Consider the following 18,727-nt stretch of genomic DNA (forward strand, 5'->3'; position numbering starts at 1 on the left):
GGTGTCTATTACTGGCGGTCTAGCTTCAGGAAAGACTTCTGTCAATTTAATTTTTCGTGAGCTAGGCGCTTTTGTTGTCTTTTCTGATGAAATTGTTCATTATCTTCTGTCCCCCCACACTGATTTAGGTAAAACTATTATTGAATTATTGGGTCCTGAAATTGTAAAAGATGATAAATTGGATAGAAAGGTTATTGCTAATAAGGTTTTTTCGGATTATTGCCTTTTAGATGAGTTAGAAAAGATTATTCATCCAAAAGTTCATGAAGCAATAGAAGAAATGTATCTAAAAGCAGTAAGCTCAAACAAAAAAATTTTATTTGTTGTTGAAATTCCATTTCTTTACACAAGTGGGCATGCTGATTGGTATGATACGGGTATATATGTTTCTACTACAGAAACAGAAAGAAAAAAAAGATTTGTTTTAAATCGACAACAAGATCTTAGCGAATTTGAGCGACGTGCTCAACGCTTTATGCCAGACAAGGATGCTTGTAATTTGGCAAATATAGTCATTGATAATAACGGTAGCATGGCGAATTTACGTTCTCATGTACTAAACATTTTTAATTTTTTAAAGGAGACGCCATGAACGAAGAAGAATCTTCTATGGTCTCATCTAAAGCTCAGGCAAAACAGCCTGCTATATTGACTCCTCCGGAAAACGTTGTTTCCGAAGAGGGACTGAAAGCCACTAATCCTGCACGCTTTAAAGAAAAAGAGTCGCAGCAACCAGTAGTTCATACTATTACCAAAATATCTAAACTTCAGCGGATGAGCATTGAAGAGCTCAACCAAATGGCTCGTTATTATGGTATAAAGAACATTGGATCACTAACAAAATCTCAAATGGTCTTCGAGATAGTTAAATCAAAGTCCGAAAGACAAGATGAGCTTTTGATAGGAGAGGGTGTTTTAGAAGTATTGCCTGATGGATTTGGGTTTTTACGTTCTCCAACATACAATTATTTGCCTTCAGCAGAAGATATTTATGTTTCTCCAGCACAGATTCGTCGTTTTGATCTTAAAAAAGGTGATACTGTTATGGGAACTATTCGTTCCCCTAAAGAAAAAGAGAAATATTTTGCTTTGCTAAAAGTAGATAAAATTAATAATTGTTTGCCTGAAAAAGCGCGTGAGAGAGTACTTTTTGAAAATCTAACTCCTTTGTATCCAAATGAACGTATTGTTATGGAAACAACAAGAGATAGAATAGCTGAACGAGTATTAGATCTAACAGCACCTATTGGAAAAGGACAAAGAGGCTTAATTGTTGCTCCTCCTCGATCTGGAAAGACTGTTATTTTACAAAGTATTGCACATGCAATTTCTCAAAATCATCCAGAAGCTGTTTTGATAGTGCTCCTCATTGATGAGCGTCCTGAAGAAGTAACTGATATGATTAGGCAGGTTAAAGGAGAAGTTATAGCTTCTACTTTTGATGAGCAGCCAGAAAGGCATATTCAGGTCGCTGAAATGGTTATTGAAAAAGCTAGAAGGTTGGTAGAATATGGGCATGATACTGTTATCTTGTTAGATTCTATTACACGACTAGCTCGTGCTTATAATACAGTTCAACCTCATTCAGGAAAGATTTTAACTGGTGGTATAGACGCAAGTGCTTTACACAAGCCAAAGAGATTTTTTGGAGCAGCTCGTAATATTGAAAATGGTGGTTCCTTAACAATTTTAGCTACAGCTTTAATTGATACAGGATCTCGGATGGATGAGGTCATTTTTGAAGAGTTCAAGGGCACAGGTAATATGGAATTAGTCTTAGATCGACGTTTAGCTGATCGACGTGTTTACCCTGCTATTGATGTTATTAAAAGTGGTACTCGTAAAGAAGAATATCTTTATCATCCTGGTGAATTAGAAAAAGTCTTTCTATTTAGACAGGCTACAGCTGATTTAACAGCGGTAGATGCTATGCATTTACTTCTTGGACGATTGAAGAAAACAAATAGTAATGCTGAATTTTTGCTTTCTTTAAAGGAGTAAATTAATTACATATGGTTGATCTTTAATTAGATAACAAGCCATTTATTCTTATATTCAAGAATAAATGGCTTTTTTTTGCCATGACTATTTTTAAAATTAACTGCTGAAAAACATGGAAGGCATAGTTTGTGTAATGACTTGAGGGACAATATTTAAAAGTTTTATCTCTTTACAATGTTTCCATATCAGTTTTTGAAGGCGATTAGATTCTTCTAACACAATCTCATATGGACAAGGATTAGATGGGAGATAAAATCCAATAAATGTAGCAGATTTTTCTTCTATAAGTTGAAACTCATTTGTAAGAGAAAGCTGTAAAATAAATTTTTTATGAGTTATTGGTACACCAACGAATAATACAACAGACATATTCTTTAAATAAGATAAGCGGAGATTTTATGAAAAGGTTTTTTCCATCTTGTTGGCCAAAAACTCCTCCTATTTATGATTGTTCGCTTAGCTATGAAGAAAATTTTTCTCAAGGACCTTTTTGTAATATAAAACCTCCAGCACGATTGCCAATAAAAAAAGAATTATGGCCAACTATCTTTGACTTGCCCATTGCATCAAGAATAGGTGTCCCAGCAGGCCCTTTGCTTAATAGTAAATGGGTAAAATTTGCATCAGATTTTGGTTTTGACATACTGACTTATAGGCCTATTTATAAAAAAAGTAATTTAGCAGATCCTCTTCCTAATATATATTATATAGACCCTGCATCATCTTTAGAAAAGATAGCAGCAATTTCTTCTATGGAAGAGATAAGAAGATCTTCTTCATCTATTAATGATTTAACTATTGCTCATGCTTTTGGATCTCCATGTAAGGATAAAGAATTTTTATTAAAAGACTTACAGAAGGCTAAAAGTTATTTGCATGAAGGGCAAGTTTTAGTGGCATCTGTTGAAGGAGAGGGAAACACAGAAAAAGAGTTAATTGAAGATTTTTCTTATACTAGTAGCATAGCATATGAAGGTGGAGCAGATATTATAGAGTTAAATTTTGCTCATCCAGCTCTAATCACGAGCAAAATATGGAATAAAGTGTTGGTTAAAAGAGTATTGCTTCATATTCATAAAAAATTTCAAAAAATTCCATTAATAGTAAAATTACCATATTGTCCTAATCCATTTGAATTGAAAGAGATCATCATGACAATAGCAAGCTTTAAAGTTAGAGGTATTTGTGGAATAAATACTCTTACAAAAAAGGTGAAAAGCAAAACAATTTCTTCTTCTCAAAATATAAATTTTTTGAAAATGCCCATTAGTGGAAGTCTCTTAAGAAAGGATGCATTGGCTTTTGTAAGAGTAGCAGCATATACTATTTTCAAAGAAAAATTAGATATAATGTTGTTTGCTGCGGGAGGCGCAGTAGAAGCTCATCATTTTAATGAATTTCTTATTTCTGGAGCAGATATAGCGCTTTCCGGAACAGGAATGATTTGGGATCCATTATTAGCAGCTCGGTTTCATAGTAAAAAGGTGGTTTAATCATCACAATAATTTTTTATTTAGAGAAAAAATTATTGTAATGATCTCTCTATTTTTGTTGTATTTGAAGTTACCACTAGCTCGTTAGGTATGATAATTAAGTGATTTTCTTAAAAATTATCTGAGACTTTTCTTTTGAAATACATCTATGCAGTTGATTTTAGGGTAGATGCTAAAAAATATAATGAAAACGAAAAGACTTTATAGTAGGAAAAGGCATGAATATTTCTTATGAGATGCGAGTAGATCATACAGTTAATTTAGTTGGAAAAAAACTTTTTCGTTTAATGGCTGAAAAACAAACAAATATTGGATTTTCAGCTGATATTGTTCAGTGTCAACCATTACTCAACTTACTTGATGAAGTAGGTCCACATATTGCTTTGGTTAAAACACATATAGATATTTTAGAAGACTTTACTCCTGAATTTGCTCAAAAATTACAAAAATTAGCTGAAAAACATCGTTTTTTGATCTTTGAAGATCGGAAATTTTCTGAGTTGGGAGATGTTGTGACTTTGCAATATGGAAAAGGTCTATATCATATTGTAGAGTGGGCTGATCTAGTTAATACACATGCTCTTCCTGGATCAAAGGTAATAGAAAATTTACAAAAAGCAGTAGGTGATCATGAAAGAGGGTTGCTAGTCATAGCAGAGATGTCAAGCTCAGGTGTTTTATCAGATGAAAGTTATATTAGAGAGGCTATTAGATGGGCAGAGGCTTATCCCAATTTTGTATGCGGTTTTATTTGCTCTCGGAGATTGTCTTTTCTTCCAGGTGTTATTCATGTTACGCCAGGGATTCATCGTTGTACTGTAGGAGATGCAGAATTTCAATCTTATATAACTCCATCAATGGCTATTAAACAAAAACAAACAGATATTATTTTGGTGGGTAAGGGTATTTATGCTGCTACAGATCCTTTAAAAGAGGTTATGTATTACCGAAAAGAAGGATGGAATGCTTATAAAGATCTTTTAAAAAATTATTAATTTTATTTAATAATGTTTTTAAAGAAGTTGTTTTATTTATTTATTTATTTAAAAATGACAATAAAAAGGGATTCAATGCATTCTAATAAATCCTTCTTTAAAAATTATTTTTTGCCTCAAAATATTTCAGAGAAATCTGTTCAGGATAATGTTGTTGTGGTTATTTTGGGTGGAGGTGAAGGAAAGAGATTATCTCCTTTAACTAAAAGTCGTTGTAAGCCTGCAATGGGATTCGGAGGACGTTATACTTTGATAGATGTCCCAATTTCTCATGCAATAAATTCAGGGTTATCTCATATTTTTGTCATAGGTCAATATCTTTCTAATATCTTAGAAGAACATTTACATAAGACCTATTTTTCTGCAGGAATTTCTCAAAATCAGATCAAATTATTGGTTCCTGAAAAAGGTAAGGGGAAAGAGTATCATGGGACAGCAGATGCTATTAGGAAAAATATGAAGCATTTAGATATTGCTGGGGTAGAATATGTCCTTATTCTTTCTGGAGATCAGTTGTATAATATTAATTTCCAAGAGATGATTCAGCGTGCAAAAGAACAAGATGTAGGGATGATGATTGTAACTCAAGCAGTTACGGAAAAAGAAGCCACTCGTATGGGAGTAGTTTCTATAGCAGATAAGAAAGGAAAAATATGTTCTTTTTATGAAAAACCTACAGATCCAGCTATCTTAGAGAAGTATCGTTCTCAGGATCAAAATAATACCTTTGCAGACAAGCCTTTTCTAGGTTCTTTAGGAATATATCTTTTTAGAAAAGATGTGTTAGAGGATTTACTAGCTGAGGATGATAGAGAGGATTTTGGTAAGCATCTTATTCAAACACAGATTCAAAAAAATAATGTGTTTGCTTATATCCATAATGGATATTGGGCAGATGTTGGCACTATTAAATCATATTATAATGCCAATATGGCTTTAACTACACATCCACAAAGCAATATAGATGCATTTTCTTGTTATAATGAAGAAGGCATGATTTTTAGTAAGCATCATCATTTACCAGGAGCTGTGATTTCTAATGCTATTATTAAGAGCTCTTTATTATGTGAAGGTAGTGTTATTGAAACAGCAGAAGTATGTGATAGTATTGTTGGAATACGTTCTGTGGTAAGAAAAAATTCACAAATACATAATTCATTGATTTTAGGTAATGGAAGTTACTCAGCATCTCCTATTTATTCATCTATAGGTATTGGGCAAGATTGTTATATTAAAAAAGCTATTATAGATGAAAATGCTTCTATAGGGAATGGTGTCCAGTTGGTTAATAAACAGGGGCATCAAGAATATGATTGCCCAAATGGTTATCTTGTAGTTAGGGATGGGGTAGTTATTGTTCCTAGAGGGACTGTCATTCCAAACAATTATGTTTTTTGATAAAGTTCAGGGTTTTTGTTTTGTAATAAGAAGATTATTAAGTGAATGTTTGGGCAATAGCAGATTTACATCTTTGTAATGGGAATGCAGCGAAAAGTATGGATATCTTTGGTTCACGCTGGGATAACTATATGGCTCAGATAGAAAAAAATTGGTCTTTTCTTGTTAAAGATGAAGATCTAGTGTTATTAGCAGGGGATATCTCATGGGCTGGAAAGCTAGAGGAAGCTGAAAAAGATTTAGCTTTTATAGATGCTTTACCAGGAACTAAAATTATGATTAAAGGAAATCATGATTTTTGGTGGAGTTCTCTAGCTAAGATGAAGCAAGTTTTTCCTACAAGTATTATTCCTATTCAGCAAACTGTATATTTTAGTGATCAATATGTCATAACAGGTACCCGTTTGTGGGAATCCTCAGCTATTCATATAGATAGAGATATTTATGAGAATGTAAATTTTGATTATGAATATCAAGAAACAGAACAAGATCAAAAAATTTTTCAAAGAGAAATAGAGCGATTAAAGGCGGTATTACAGCAGTTACCTTCTGATGATCGTATAAAAATTGTGATGACTCATTATCCACCTATTGGAACAGATGGTAAAAAAACGATTATTTCTCAAATTCTTGAAGATTATGGTGTTTCTATTTGTGTATTTGGTCATTTGCATAATGTGCGTTATCCAACAGCACATTTTCAAGTAGCAGGAGAGACAAAATATTTTCTTGTAGCTGCTGATTATCTTTCTTTTCAGCCTTTAAAAATTTTATAAATCTTCAAAAAAGATATTATTTATAATTAGTCAGATGTTTTTTAGCACCTATCTAGGTTATAATATCTTATCTTATCCATTTTAAATGGAAATTCTTTTTAATTTGCTCAATGGATAACAAAAAAAGAGGAATCATGGTTTTACGTATTACCGCAGGCAAGCATAAAGGTCGTGCTTTAGGAGTGTTAGGGAAAAATAGTATAAGGCCAACTACAGAGGCGTTAAGGCAAAAAGTTTTTGATGTCATCCAAGATCAAATCGTTGGTGCTGCTTGTTTAGATCTTTTTGCTGGTAGTGGTGCTATTGGTTTTGAGGCTCTTAGTCGAGGAGCTGCTTCTGTTATTTTTGTTGAAAAGTCTTTTCTAGGGGTTCGTTCTCTCTATAATAATATGGAGTTATTGGGCGAAAAAGCGTCAGTTAAAATAGTAAAAAAAGATGTTTTCCCATTATTAAAGACTTCTTTTAGAGGGACTTTTGATTTCATTTATGTTGATCCTCCATATGAGATATTAGAAAGACCAAGAGCTTATAAAGATTTATTTGAGTTAATTATTGGAGCTAAAATTTTAGCTCCAAATGGTGTTTTATTTTTTGAAAGTGGAGATAGAATTACTCCACCTGTGGGGAGTGATGTTCTTGAATTACGTAGTATGCGAAAAGCAGGCTCTGCTCTCTTAGCTGAATATCGTTATAAAGAAGAAGTATTTTCTAATTAGAAATATTTTGATAAAAAATGTTTATATATTACTTGTCTAAGAGCTAATGTGTAGTGCAATGGCTTTATAGGTATGAAGTGTTGAAGAAGAGCCTTTATTTATAAGATCAATGTTTTCTTTGCGTCAAAGAGAAAGAAAGGGAAGATGAAAAAAATCTTAAATAAATATTTAAAATATCAATTAGGGATTTTTATATTACTTTGTCTATGTTGTTCAGGATGTTATAAAAGAAAAAACACTTATACTATCGCAAGAGATGGAGATTGGTTACCATTTAACTTTGGTGTGCAAACGTCTAATATTAATGGTTTAATCAATCAGGTGACAAGTATTGTTGCTGCAAAGATGAAAAGCGAGTTGCTTATTGTATCAGCAGATGCAGAAACTTTAAGAGAGGGTTTAGACTGTAAAAAATTTGATGCAGCGTTTTCTATGCTTACTGTAGGGCGTGAATCTATGGAACGCTATCATTTTTCTAAACCTATTTTATTGACAGGTCCAGTCTTAGTTGTTCGTTCTGATTCCTCTTTTAGAAATATCATGGATTTTTCAAAAAAAATTATGGCAGTGAATCAAGCAGACTCTTCCATATCTATTATTGCATCTGTTCCAGATATTATTATTAGTTTTTATGAAAAGCCAGTGGTAGCTATTGGAGAGCTTTTAAAAGGACGTTATGATGGTATTTTATTACCTTATATAGAAGCGCAGCAACTAATCCAGAAAGAATTTGCTAAAGAAATTAAGATTGTTACAGATCCTTTAACTGATGAAGGGGTCCGTTTAATTACTTTGAAAGATACTCATAATGATTTAATAGAAGCGTTTGACTTATTTCTTCAAAAAGAATTTAGAAAAAGAAATGGCAGTTTAGCTCAAATAAAAAGAAATTTTTTTTTGTTATAGATTTCTAAAGTTATTAATAATCATAAAATTTGTTTCAATTATTTTTTAAAAAAAATATGCTCAAGTAAGTAGATGAGTCAATGAGTAATATTTTTTTTGCCAAGAAAATCATAGATCTATAAAGAATAGCATTAGAGGATGAGATTCTTACTCATTGTAAGCCTTTGACAGGTGATAATAAGAGGGTTTTTATGAAAGACTATGCTTATGTAGCAAAGTCTATAGTTGTTTATCAACATAATGCTAGCTCATTACGAATCATATCATGAATGCTTTTCAAAAAGTTGCTTCAAAAGAAAGTATGATGGACAAGAAGCATTATCAAGCAAAGATAATGTCTTTATGGAGTCCTGTATTAAAACAAATTAGTAAATTACTGTGTGGTTATACTTTAGTAAATCTTTTGTTTATCACTCTGTTTATGAGTGAAATTATTACTTTTATCTCTGCTTTTTTTGTTTTTAAAAATAATGTGTTAGCATTATTGATGGCTGCAACTTTCTTCATGTCCATCTTTTCTTTTCTTTTAATGCGGGTGTATTGGCAAAGTACAAAATCTGCTCGGTTAAGATCTATATTTGAAGGATATTTAGAGCGCTGTCGTCATATTATAAAATATAAAGAAGATGTGCCTGAGCATTATATGGCTTTAGCTAATGCAGCGCATCGATTTGCTATTGTACTGAATGAAAAAGAATATGGTTATTATGCTCCCCCAACCTTTTTAAAGGTATTTTCTTCGATGATAAAAAAAATCAGTGGATTGTTACACTGGAAAGATATCTATATAGGGCGTGAATTCTTATTTAGTATTGTTATTGAAGAACATTTAAAAGTTGTACAATGTGAACCCACAGATTTAGGAGCACATGCAGCACTGGCTAATGCTTATGTTATGCTTTCAGGGTTATATGCCTATCCTGAAAAAGAGCTTGAAGGAGAGGGTGCTACATGGGTGCCTAAGGAAAGATATTCAGAAGAAATGAAAGAACGATTTCGCTTCACTGCAGAGCGTGCAATTGAAGAATTTAAAATCCTTAATGATTATGCTCCAGGTAATCCTTGGGTACATGTGCAGTTAGCTTATAGTTATCATGACTTACAGATGCCTTTAGAAGAGATTCGTGAATATGAAATTGTTTTACAATTACGTCCAGGGGATGAAGATACTCTTTTTAAATTAGGTGTTTTGTATTTTCGTCAAGGGATGAATGCTCAAGGATTGCGTATTTATGAAAGATTAAAAAGAACTCATTCTCAAAAAGCTAAAAAATTAATTAATTTTTATGGTTCATATATGCATGAATTTTAGTTGAATATTAATAAATTTTGTTATATTATTTAATTCATATTATTAATATTCATATTAAAATGGTTATTTCATCATCTTCTTCTTGGTCTGGATCTATGCAGGCTCATGGTGAATCAAAAGGTCATTCTCGATCTTCATCAATAGAACCAATTGCTTTATTGCCCTATAAATCTGATTTCATATTACCAAAGAACCAAATCATTGTTAGAAGAGTCATGAGCACAGTAATTATTATTGGGATCGGGATGTTATTATTTTCTTTTTTAGCAATTATAGGATTTTGTTTACAGTCAAGGGGAGGCCCTGAAGCCTTATCTTTTATTCAAAGTATTGGATGGGGTTTAAGTAACTTGATTAAAGACACAGGACTGGTATTACCAATTGTGTTCACTTCGGGAGGAGTTATTCTTATATTACTAGGGTTATTTCATATGCCTAAAAAGCTATTAATTGTAGTTTAGGTATTCTTTTAAAATTTATTTTTATCATATAAGGTCTTGTGGTAGAAAGGAATTATTGGTTCATTGTATAGTTTTTTTTTCTAAGCTGTAGCAACGTTTTAAAAAAAAAGATTGCTAGGAAGATTTATGAAAATACTATTAAAGATAGTTGTCTGGGCAACATATATATTTTTTTACAAAAGCTTTGCTGTAGAACATGAGTTTTGTAATACAATGATGAGATCAGCATGTCAAAAAGATATACACTGCTATTGGTTTGAGAAAAATTTAACTAAGACTAACCAAAATCATTCTCGTAAAAGAGTATCGAGTGAGCCATGGAATTTTCTTCAGGAAGAAGAAAATTTTTCTTCAGTGGATCAAGATAATGATCATCGAGATGTTAGGGTATTATTTTCTGGAAGCAAATGTACTTTTGTTGTTACTAATCCAGGTATAGAAGAGGTGTTGTGGTTTATTGAAGATTTTCCAGATATTTGCCAAACATTCTCGTTATCAACAATGAGCTCAGTTGAAGAGATTATTTTTTCTTTAGAACAGTTAATTAATCATCAGTTTAAAAAACCTGTTTTTCAAGATGGTGCAAAATCATTTACGATAGATAAGGATGAGAAGGGCAAAGCAAGCAAGAGCCGCCCATTAAGATTAAAGAAGGCTTTTTTTGATATAGAAGGCCAGTTAAATAATTCATCTATAGACGAAAGATGGTTGTCGCATTTGCTAGAAAGGTCAAAAAAACAAAAAAGCACAAAAAATATTGAGGCAAAGAAAAAAGAAAATTTTTCATTAATTGACTCAAAAGAGCAATTTTTTGTGATTGTGCAAGCAGGCTTATAAAGATGGGTGAAGCTATCTCAAATCAAAAAAAAATCTTAATGAGCTAAATTAAAAGTAAAAATTTTCTCTTCTTTTTTGCTTAAAAAAGATTTTTTTCAAAAATATCTGAGAATGAGCTTAGATTTAGCGCGCCTGAGATAGCGTTCATAGAGATAAAGTGTTAGTTAGAAATAGAGATTTCTAGTTATTTATAAAAACCCTTTCCAAGGGTGTTAGAGGGCGCTCACTTGCTTGCTTTCAAGAGTTAGTATATGTTACAATAGCCTTGCCCGTTCAGTGGATCTTTTATTATAGATTGTATTTCAATCTAAAGAAAAGACTACCAGGGATATTTATAACCAGGAGAAAAAAATGAAAAAATTCATGACAGCAGTTTTGCTTAGTGGTTTTGCATCCATGATTGTTTACGCTGCAGCACCTCAAACTATTCAAGCTAGCCCTTCCAGTTTTGTTTTACAAGTACAACAAGCTGAAGAAAATTTTTCTAATCCAGTAGAAGAAAAAGAAGAAGGTGATAAAGTAGAAGAAGTTGAAGTAACTGATTCTACTCAAGGTTGTCGCTTCTCCCTAAAGGGCCTAGTAACAGTAAAGACTGATGCTTTAAAAATGCCTTGGGATAAAGATGCTGAAATTATTGAAGAAGAAGTAACTTCAGAAGAGGAATCTATTGATGAGTTAGGAAGTGATTTCAAAAGCATTCCTGCAACAGAGTTAGAAGATTTTTTTAAATTAGATGAAACAGATGCTGATGATGTATCAGATGAAGTTAATTCAGATTTAGATGCAGATGATTTAGATGCAGATGATTTAGATTTAGATGATTTAGATGATTTAGATGATTTAGATGATTTAGATTTAGATTCAGATGACTTAGATGCAAATGGTGCAGATCTTGTAGTAGACATAAGATCAATGTTACGCATGAGCGCGAATGTTACAGAAGAAACAGCTACACTGGAGATTACTGAAGAAGATTCTGATGTTGTAATAACTGAAGAAGAAATTTTAAAAGATATTCCAGAAGTAGCACCAATGCCAAAATTTCCATGGCTTAAATAGTTAAAGAAATGTTTTTTTAATATTATTGTTGTTCATAAATATTGAATAAACACTGGCATCGCCAAGGGATTTTCCTTGGCGTTTTTTTTTGTTCAGAATATCTTGATAGATTGGGTTATTACATGGAAAAGGTTATATGAAAGGCAAAAAATATAACATTATCTATGGGGTTATTGTCTTTGTCGTTGTTCTGATGGGTTCTTTTTTTAGTTATTGGCATGTTAATAAAAATTTTAAAAAAATAAATATAATTTTTGAAAAATTAGAGAAAGAACTTATTCAAACTTCATCTAAAAATTTGAATGATAATGCATCTAGTATAGGTAAATATCATGATGTAATGGCTATTAATTATGATCCAGATCTATTTTTAAAGCCTAATTTATTAAGGTTAGATCCCTATAAAATGGAATATTTGCCAAAGTTACTAGGATCAAATTTTGTTGCAGATGGAGAGCTTAATACTTCCTGTGTTGTACGACCAAATAATTTATATCCTTTCAATGGCTTTATAGCAGTTCAAGATTTGTATGATAAATGTGTGGGAAAATTAACAGTTCCCCATGTAGGAAAAAATGAAGAAAGAGCCCCTAATTTTGCTATATGCATAGAAGAAACAGTATTGCCAGAAGGAATAGAGTATCGCGTACATTTAAGAAAAGATGTTTACTGGCATCCATTATCTCCAGATTTATTTTCTCAAAAATTAAAATTAGATCATCATTTTTTACAATCTCATATTGTTACAGCTCATGATTTTAAATTTTTTTATGACGCAGTTATGAACCCTTATGTTAGGGGAATGCGAGCAGATATTTTAAAAACAGAATATGCAGATATTATTGATTTTAGAGTGATTGATGATTTTACGTTCATTGTTCGATGGAAAGCACACCAGCTATGTGATGAGCAAGGAGAGCTGCAAAAATGTAGCTCATGCTTTTCTAGAGCTAGCATGTTGCAGATGTCTCCTTTACCATCGTTTGTTTATAAATATTTTTCTAATGGGGAAAAGATTATAGAAGATGATAAAGATATTGATACATACCAAATTAGTTCAGAATGGGCTCATAATTTTTGGACTCATTGGGCAAACAATTATATAGTAAGTTGTGGTCCTATGATCTTTAAAGGTTCTACAGATGAAAAAATATCCTTGGAAAGAAATAATGATTTTTTTGATCCTTACGCATCTTTAATCAAAAAAGAAAATATATTTATTAAGGATAATATTGAATCAGCATTTCAAGCTTTTAAAGCTGGTGATTTAAATATTTGTGTTGAGCCAGTAAGTCAGGTAGATGGGGTAGAAGAATTCATGAAGAGCCATGAATACGCTATTCAAGCATCAGAAGGAAAAAAGATACAAACCATCATTAGCCAAGACAATAAGTATATGTATATAGCTTGGAATTGTCGTTCAAGATTTTTTGAGAATAAGCAATTGAGACAGGCTATCTGCATGTCTATAGATAAAGAAATTATCATTCAGCAAATATTAAATGGAGCTGCTTTATCTGTAACAGGTCCTTTTTCATTAAATTCTTCAGCATATAATCCCTTGGTAAAAGACTGGGTGTTTAATCAAGAAAAAGCTAAAGAGATTTTAGACCAAGAAGGTTGGATAGACCAGAAGGGCAATGGTTTTAGATATAAAAAAATAGATGATAAGTGGGAGCCTTTTTCATTTAAGCTTTTTTATTATGCTAAGAGCCTTTTTATGAAAAATATTTGTGAATATATAAGCTTATCACTTTGGAAAATCGGTATTGATTGTCAAATTTTTGGTCTTGATATGGCAGATCTTAGTCAGTACTGGGAAGAACATAATTTTGATGCGATGTTTATGTGTTCTCCATCTATTTTTGGCCTGCAAAATCCACGAGATGCATGGTATTCGTCTGCATCTCATTCTCAAAATAATCGAGAAAATGTAGTTGGTTTTAGTAACAGTCAAGTAAATGGCTTGATTGATTTGTTAACATGTAAAAATGATCCTCAACAACGAAGGGGTATTTATCATAAGCTTCATCAAATTATTCATGAGGAAGCGCCATATCTTTTTTTATTTACCAGAACAATAAAAACTTGTTATCGGGAGCCTATAAAAAATATTTTTGTGCCTTATCATAATCAAAAAGATATTCCAGGTGCTAGTAGTGCTAATCTGTATCAAGGAGCATTATTTTTTGAAAACTTACCTAAGAAGGCTATTCCTTCTAATAAAAATATAATTCTGTCTAGAAAATGAAAAAATTAAATGTGATTTTTATGGCATATCGCTATTTATTAAAAATAGTTAATATAAAGATATAAAAGGCTAAGATATGCCCATCTTAACTATATATGAAAGTCACTTAGTCCTAGGTAAAATTTTTAAAAATTAACTAGATTTTAAGTCATTTTTAATTGATCTACAGAAAGACATATTGTCCTCAAAGTGATCTTATAGTAATCATAGTAGTATTTTTTATAGCAATGAATAATCTAGCCTATGTTGTGGAGAATTTTCAATGAATCGCTCTAATATATTTTCTTTATTTTTTGCGTTTTTATTATTTTTTTTGTCATTGATGTTTTATATGCGTTCTGAGCACTTGGAAAGAAAGATCAAAGGAATGCTACAGTTTTCATATAAGCTAGAGCGTGTTTTTAATGATTTTGAAGACAAAATATGGCAAAACTCAAAAACTACTGTAGTAGATGTAGCACTTGATAAACAAGAGGCCAGCTCTATAGAAATAGATCTAGGAGATCCTTCCAAGATCAACTTACTGTCTTCAGATCCATACCTTACAGATTATTTACCAAAATTACTTAGCCCAGATTTTGTTCCTAAAGGGGTATTGCGCGTTGGATGTGTTGGACGTCCAAATGATTTACATCCTTTTAATAATTTTCAAAATGTAGTGGATCAGTATGAGTATAGCGTACCATCATTAGCGGCTCTTCATGTTGGAAGTAAGAATTTATGGACAGGGTGGTTAGCTTCTAAGATAGAAGAGCATTCTGTTAAACATGACCCTTCTTTGCGTGAAATGAGGATATATCTTAGAAAGGATATATTATGGGAACCACTCAATGTAGCTTGTTTTCCAGAAAAATTTAATCTATCGCCATGGTTTTTTTTAAAGCATTCTGTTACAGCTCATGATTTTAAATTTGCTTATGATGCTGTTATGAATCCTTATGTTTCTAAAACAAAGGCTACTATTTTAAGAGCAACATATTCAGATATTGCTGAATTTAAGGTGATAGATGATTTTACTTTTAGTATTTTTTGGCGTGCTCATGAGGTCAAAAATAATCAAGGTAAGACAGAGTTCAATCTATCAGCATCTTTGTATGACGCTTTATATGCGATGAAACCTCTTCCTGTATTTGTTTACCAATATTTCGCTAATGGGGACAAGATCGTAGAGGATGATGAAGAGGTGAACTATCAGCTTCATTCTGAATGGGCTCGTAATTTCATGTCTCATTGGGCAGGTAATTATATTGTAAGTTGTGGGCCATTAGTATTTTCTGGAATATTAGATGATCGAATTTGTTTTGAGCGAAATCAAAATACTACTTTTCCTTACGCATGTTTATATGAAAAAAAAATTATTTTTATTAAAGAAAATCTAGAAGCTTTGTTGCAAGATTTTAAAAATAGTAAGATAGATCTATGTTTAGAGCCTGCTACTCATACAGCACAAATGGAAGAATTTTTTAAAAGTAGCGAGTATGCAGGTCAGGAAGCTAAAGGAGAGGGCATAGAAACCATATATGCTAAAGAGCATTCTTATTATTATGTTGGATGGAATTGTAATTCCAAATTTTTTAATGATAAAAAAGTTAGACAAGCTTTAGCAATGGCAATTGATAAGCAAAGGTTGATAGAGCAACAACTTAATTCAACAGCTATATCAGTAACAGGTCCTTTTGCTCATGGTTCTTTAGAATATGATAAATCAGTAAAAGATTGGCCATTTTCTCCAGAAGAAGCAAGAGCGATACTAGATCAGCAAGGGTGGAGAGATACTGAGGGAACAGGCATTAGAGAAAAAATTATTGATGGAAAGCGTGTTCCATTTAGATTTAAATTATGTTACTTTGCAAAAAGTCACTTTATGAAAAATCTTTGTGAACACATAGCGCTTTCCTTAAAAGAAATAGGGATTGATTGTCGTTTATTTGGCTTAGATTTAGCTGATTTTTCTTTTGCTTGGCAGGAGAAAAGTTTTGATGCCATTATGACTAGTTGGAAGATAGGGAATATGTTTCAGAATCCCAAGCCATTTTGGCATTCTGATTTTGCTGAAGAAAAAGGCTCTTTGAATGGAGTTTCATTTCAAAATCCAGATGTAGATCTTTGGATAGACCAATTATTGTATGAAAAAAATCTGATTCATAGAGAAGGTATCTATCATAAAATTCATCAAAAGCTTCATGAAGAGTCTCCATACTTATTTTTATTTACTAGAAAAAAGAAATTATTACATAGAAAGTTTATAAAAAATATTTTTGTCCCTGCTGATAATAAGCATATTATTCCAAAAGCAAGTGATGAAGATCTTTATATGAGATCTTTATGGATTACAGAAAATAAGTAATTGTTGAGATAGATTAATTTGTTTCAAAAGAATATTCAAATTGATAGTGTAGCTAAAAAATATTTCCTTAGATGGAATTAGGATATGAAAAAAAATAATAACATTATTCGTGTCTTCCAAGTAGTCTTTTTACTACTTTTAGGGATGGTTTTTTGGTCTACGCAATTAATCAATAAAGATCTTAAGGTATTAACATCAACATTAGTAGCTTTGGAAGAAAAGGTAAAAAATGTTTGTGTTCAACTATCTGAACAAGAGACCAATATTCATTCAGGACAACAGATAAGTGCTTTGCCTATAGAGAATTCTGAAGATAATCTTTTAGGTAATCCAGAATTATCTAACATTTTAACTCCAGACCCTTATTTTGTTGAAGTTTTACCAAAACTTTTACCTAAAAATTTTCATCCTAAAGGAACATATTCTTTAGTTACGATGGGCCAGCCAGATCATTTACATCCATTTAGTATTTTTTCAGATGTTGCTGATTTTTACAGCTTATGTGTGCCTTCTTTAGGAATTTTACATAAAGGTAAATCTTCAGATTTTGCTCCAGGATTAGCAAGAAAGATAGAAGAGGTGATTCCTGCTGATAATCCTGATGCCAGAGAGTTTCATATTTATTTAAGAAAAGATATTTTTTGGGAACCTTTACGGGCTCAAGCTTTTCCAAATACAATGGTGTTATCACCTTTTTTCATGAAAAAACATCCTGTTACAGCGCATGATTTTAAGTTTAAATATGATGCTATCATGAATCCTTATGTTGTAGAAGGAAGGGCGATAGGATTTAAAGCATATTATGCAGATATTGAGTTTATTCATGTTGTTGATGACTATACATTTATCATTCGCTGGAAGCCTAAAGATACCATTGATACAGATGGTAATCCTATAAGAAAAGTGATACACGATGCTAAGAAGACAACATTATATTTTTCCCCATTACCTTCTTTTGTATTTCGTTATTTTTCTGATGGCAGCAAAATTATAGAGGATGATATAGATCCAGACATCTATAGAAAGCATTCTATTTGGGCTCAAAATTTTAGTAGCCATTGGGCCCGGCAGTATATTGTTAGTTGTGGTCCATGGATATTTAATTCTTTTTCTAGGGATAAAATTATATTAGATAGAAATCCTCATTATTTTGATCAGAAAAAAGCTCTGATTAATCGACGAATTTATCATATTAAAGATAGTCAGGAGAGCGTTTTTCATGATTTCAAGATGGGTAAAAATGATGTCATGTACTTGCCTTATAATGACCAAGAAGCTCTTGAAAAATTTATGAATAGTGCAGAATATCTAGCTCAAGAAGCCCAACAAGAAGCTATATTTCAAAAAAATATAAGCCAAAGATCCTATAATTATTTAGGATGGAACATGCAAAATAAATTTTTTGAATCAAAATTAGTGCGCCAAGCTCTTTGTTTAGCTATAGATAAAGAAGGACTTGTAAGAAGCGTATTAAATAATGCCGCAGAAGTGGTTAATGGACCATTTTATTCAGAAACTTATGCTTGTGATCCTTCTATAAAAAATTGGCCATTTGATCCAGAAGAAGCAAAAAGACTATTAGATAAAGCAGGCTGGATAGATCTTGATGGAGATGGCATTAGGGATAAAATGATAGATGGGAAAAGGGTCCCTTTTCGTTTTAGATTACATTACTATAATAAAGGCCAAACAAATAAAAACCTTGCTGAAACAGTAGCAGTAGCTTTTAAAGAAATAGGGATAGTTTGCGAACCTTATGGAGTAGGTAGAACTGACTTAAGCATGGTTACAGAAGATAGAACATTTGATGCGTTATTACTAGGTTGGACTTTTGGTTTAGGGGATCCTAATCCAAGGCCTATATGGCATTCAGAAGGAGCTACCCAGAAAGGGTCTTTAAACTTTGTTGGGTTTGTTAGCCAGGAGGCAGATATGCTGATAGAGTTATTGAGTTACGAAACTGATAGGGCTAAGAGAACACAATTATATTATCGGTTACATAAATTAATTGTGGAAGAATCTCCTTACACATTTCTTGTTAAGCGAAAGCTGCCAATGGTTTATCGCGAATATATTAAGAATTTTTTTGTTCCAAAAGAAAGACAAGATCTTATTCCAGGTGCTGAAGATGATCAGGTAGATGATGAATCTATATGGATAGAAAGAAATTAAGAA

Annotated in this window: 16 protein-coding genes; 15 read left to right on the forward strand and 1 reads right to left on the reverse strand. The window is 32.0% G+C overall.

Going from position 1 to position 18,727, the window contains the following annotated elements; genetic code table 11:
• Nucleotide 1 precedes the first annotated feature (1 nt).
• On the forward strand, nt 2–592 hold the full coding sequence (gene coaE / locus CLAVI_RS03225) for a dephospho-CoA kinase (protein WP_194844163.1): 591 nt from the start codon (nt 2–4) through the stop codon (nt 590–592).
• A gap of 17 nt (nt 593–609) precedes the next feature.
• A complete protein-coding gene (gene rho, locus CLAVI_RS03230) occupies nt 610–2,001 on the forward strand; it encodes a transcription termination factor Rho (protein WP_194844343.1) in 1,392 nt (463 codons plus the stop codon).
• 96 nt (nt 2,002–2,097) lie between these two features.
• On the opposite strand, the gene CLAVI_RS03235 is transcribed toward rho, so the two are convergent.
• Entirely contained in the window at nt 2,098–2,370 is a 273-nt protein-coding gene (locus tag CLAVI_RS03235) for a hypothetical protein (protein WP_194844164.1), read from the reverse strand.
• 29 nt (nt 2,371–2,399) lie between these two features.
• On the opposite strand from CLAVI_RS03235, the gene CLAVI_RS03240 reads away from it, so the two are divergent.
• The 13 genes from CLAVI_RS03240 (at nt 2,400) to CLAVI_RS03300 (ending at nt 18,724) form a co-directional block, all read left to right on the forward strand.
• Nucleotides 2,400–3,494: a beta/alpha barrel domain-containing protein gene (locus tag CLAVI_RS03240; protein ID WP_194844165.1), complete on the forward strand. Its 1,095-nt coding sequence runs from the start codon at nt 2,400–2,402 to the stop codon at nt 3,492–3,494.
• 218 nt (nt 3,495–3,712) lie between these two features.
• Nucleotides 3,713–4,489 (forward strand): orotidine-5'-phosphate decarboxylase, encoded by a 777-nt coding sequence (gene pyrF, locus CLAVI_RS03245; RefSeq protein WP_194844166.1) that lies wholly within the window; start codon nt 3,713–3,715, stop codon nt 4,487–4,489.
• Nucleotides 4,490–4,564: 75 nt separating this feature from the next.
• Nucleotides 4,565–5,887 (forward strand): sugar phosphate nucleotidyltransferase, encoded by a 1,323-nt coding sequence (locus CLAVI_RS03250; protein ID WP_194844167.1) that lies wholly within the window; start codon nt 4,565–4,567, stop codon nt 5,885–5,887.
• Nucleotides 5,888–5,928: 41 nt separating this feature from the next.
• Entirely contained in the window at nt 5,929–6,663 is a 735-nt protein-coding gene (locus CLAVI_RS03255; RefSeq protein WP_194844168.1) for a metallophosphoesterase, read from the forward strand.
• Between the two features lie 134 nt (nt 6,664–6,797).
• Nucleotides 6,798–7,379, forward strand: coding sequence for a 16S rRNA (guanine(966)-N(2))-methyltransferase RsmD (gene rsmD / locus CLAVI_RS03260; RefSeq protein WP_194844169.1), 582 nt, complete (start codon nt 6,798–6,800; stop codon nt 7,377–7,379).
• A 144-nt stretch (nt 7,380–7,523) separates the two neighbouring features.
• On the forward strand, nt 7,524–8,285 hold the full coding sequence (locus tag CLAVI_RS03265; protein ID WP_194844170.1) for a substrate-binding periplasmic protein: 762 nt from the start codon (nt 7,524–7,526) through the stop codon (nt 8,283–8,285).
• A gap of 265 nt (nt 8,286–8,550) precedes the next feature.
• Nucleotides 8,551–9,597 carry a tetratricopeptide repeat protein gene (locus CLAVI_RS03270; RefSeq protein WP_194844171.1) on the forward strand — a complete coding sequence of 349 codons (1,047 nt, stop codon included), beginning with the start codon at nt 8,551–8,553 and terminating at the stop codon, nt 9,595–9,597.
• A gap of 59 nt (nt 9,598–9,656) precedes the next feature.
• Nucleotides 9,657–10,058 carry a hypothetical protein gene (locus CLAVI_RS03275; protein WP_194844172.1) on the forward strand — a complete coding sequence of 134 codons (402 nt, stop codon included), beginning with the start codon at nt 9,657–9,659 and terminating at the stop codon, nt 10,056–10,058.
• Nucleotides 10,059–10,184: 126 nt separating this feature from the next.
• Nucleotides 10,185–10,895 (forward strand): hypothetical protein, encoded by a 711-nt coding sequence (locus CLAVI_RS03280; RefSeq protein ID WP_194844173.1) that lies wholly within the window; start codon nt 10,185–10,187, stop codon nt 10,893–10,895.
• Nucleotides 10,896–11,246: 351 nt separating this feature from the next.
• Nucleotides 11,247–11,954, forward strand: a complete 708-nt coding sequence (locus tag CLAVI_RS03285; RefSeq protein WP_194844174.1) for a hypothetical protein — start codon at nt 11,247–11,249, stop codon at nt 11,952–11,954.
• A gap of 136 nt (nt 11,955–12,090) precedes the next feature.
• The gene (locus CLAVI_RS03290) at nt 12,091–14,205 is read left to right on the forward strand and encodes an ABC transporter substrate-binding protein (protein ID WP_194844175.1); all 2,115 of its coding nucleotides are present in this window, start codon (nt 12,091–12,093) and stop codon (nt 14,203–14,205) included.
• Between the two features lie 331 nt (nt 14,206–14,536).
• Nucleotides 14,537–16,552, forward strand: a complete 2,016-nt coding sequence (locus tag CLAVI_RS03295; RefSeq protein WP_194844176.1) for an ABC transporter substrate-binding protein — start codon at nt 14,537–14,539, stop codon at nt 16,550–16,552.
• Between the two features lie 84 nt (nt 16,553–16,636).
• On the forward strand, nt 16,637–18,724 hold the full coding sequence (locus tag CLAVI_RS03300; protein WP_194844177.1) for an ABC transporter substrate-binding protein: 2,088 nt from the start codon (nt 16,637–16,639) through the stop codon (nt 18,722–18,724).
• Nucleotides 18,725–18,727: the final 3 nt, after the last annotated feature.

This window comes from Candidatus Clavichlamydia salmonicola, from assembly GCF_015356765.1.
Taxonomy (GTDB): Bacteria; Chlamydiota; Chlamydiia; order Chlamydiales; family Chlamydiaceae; genus Clavichlamydia; species Clavichlamydia salmonicola.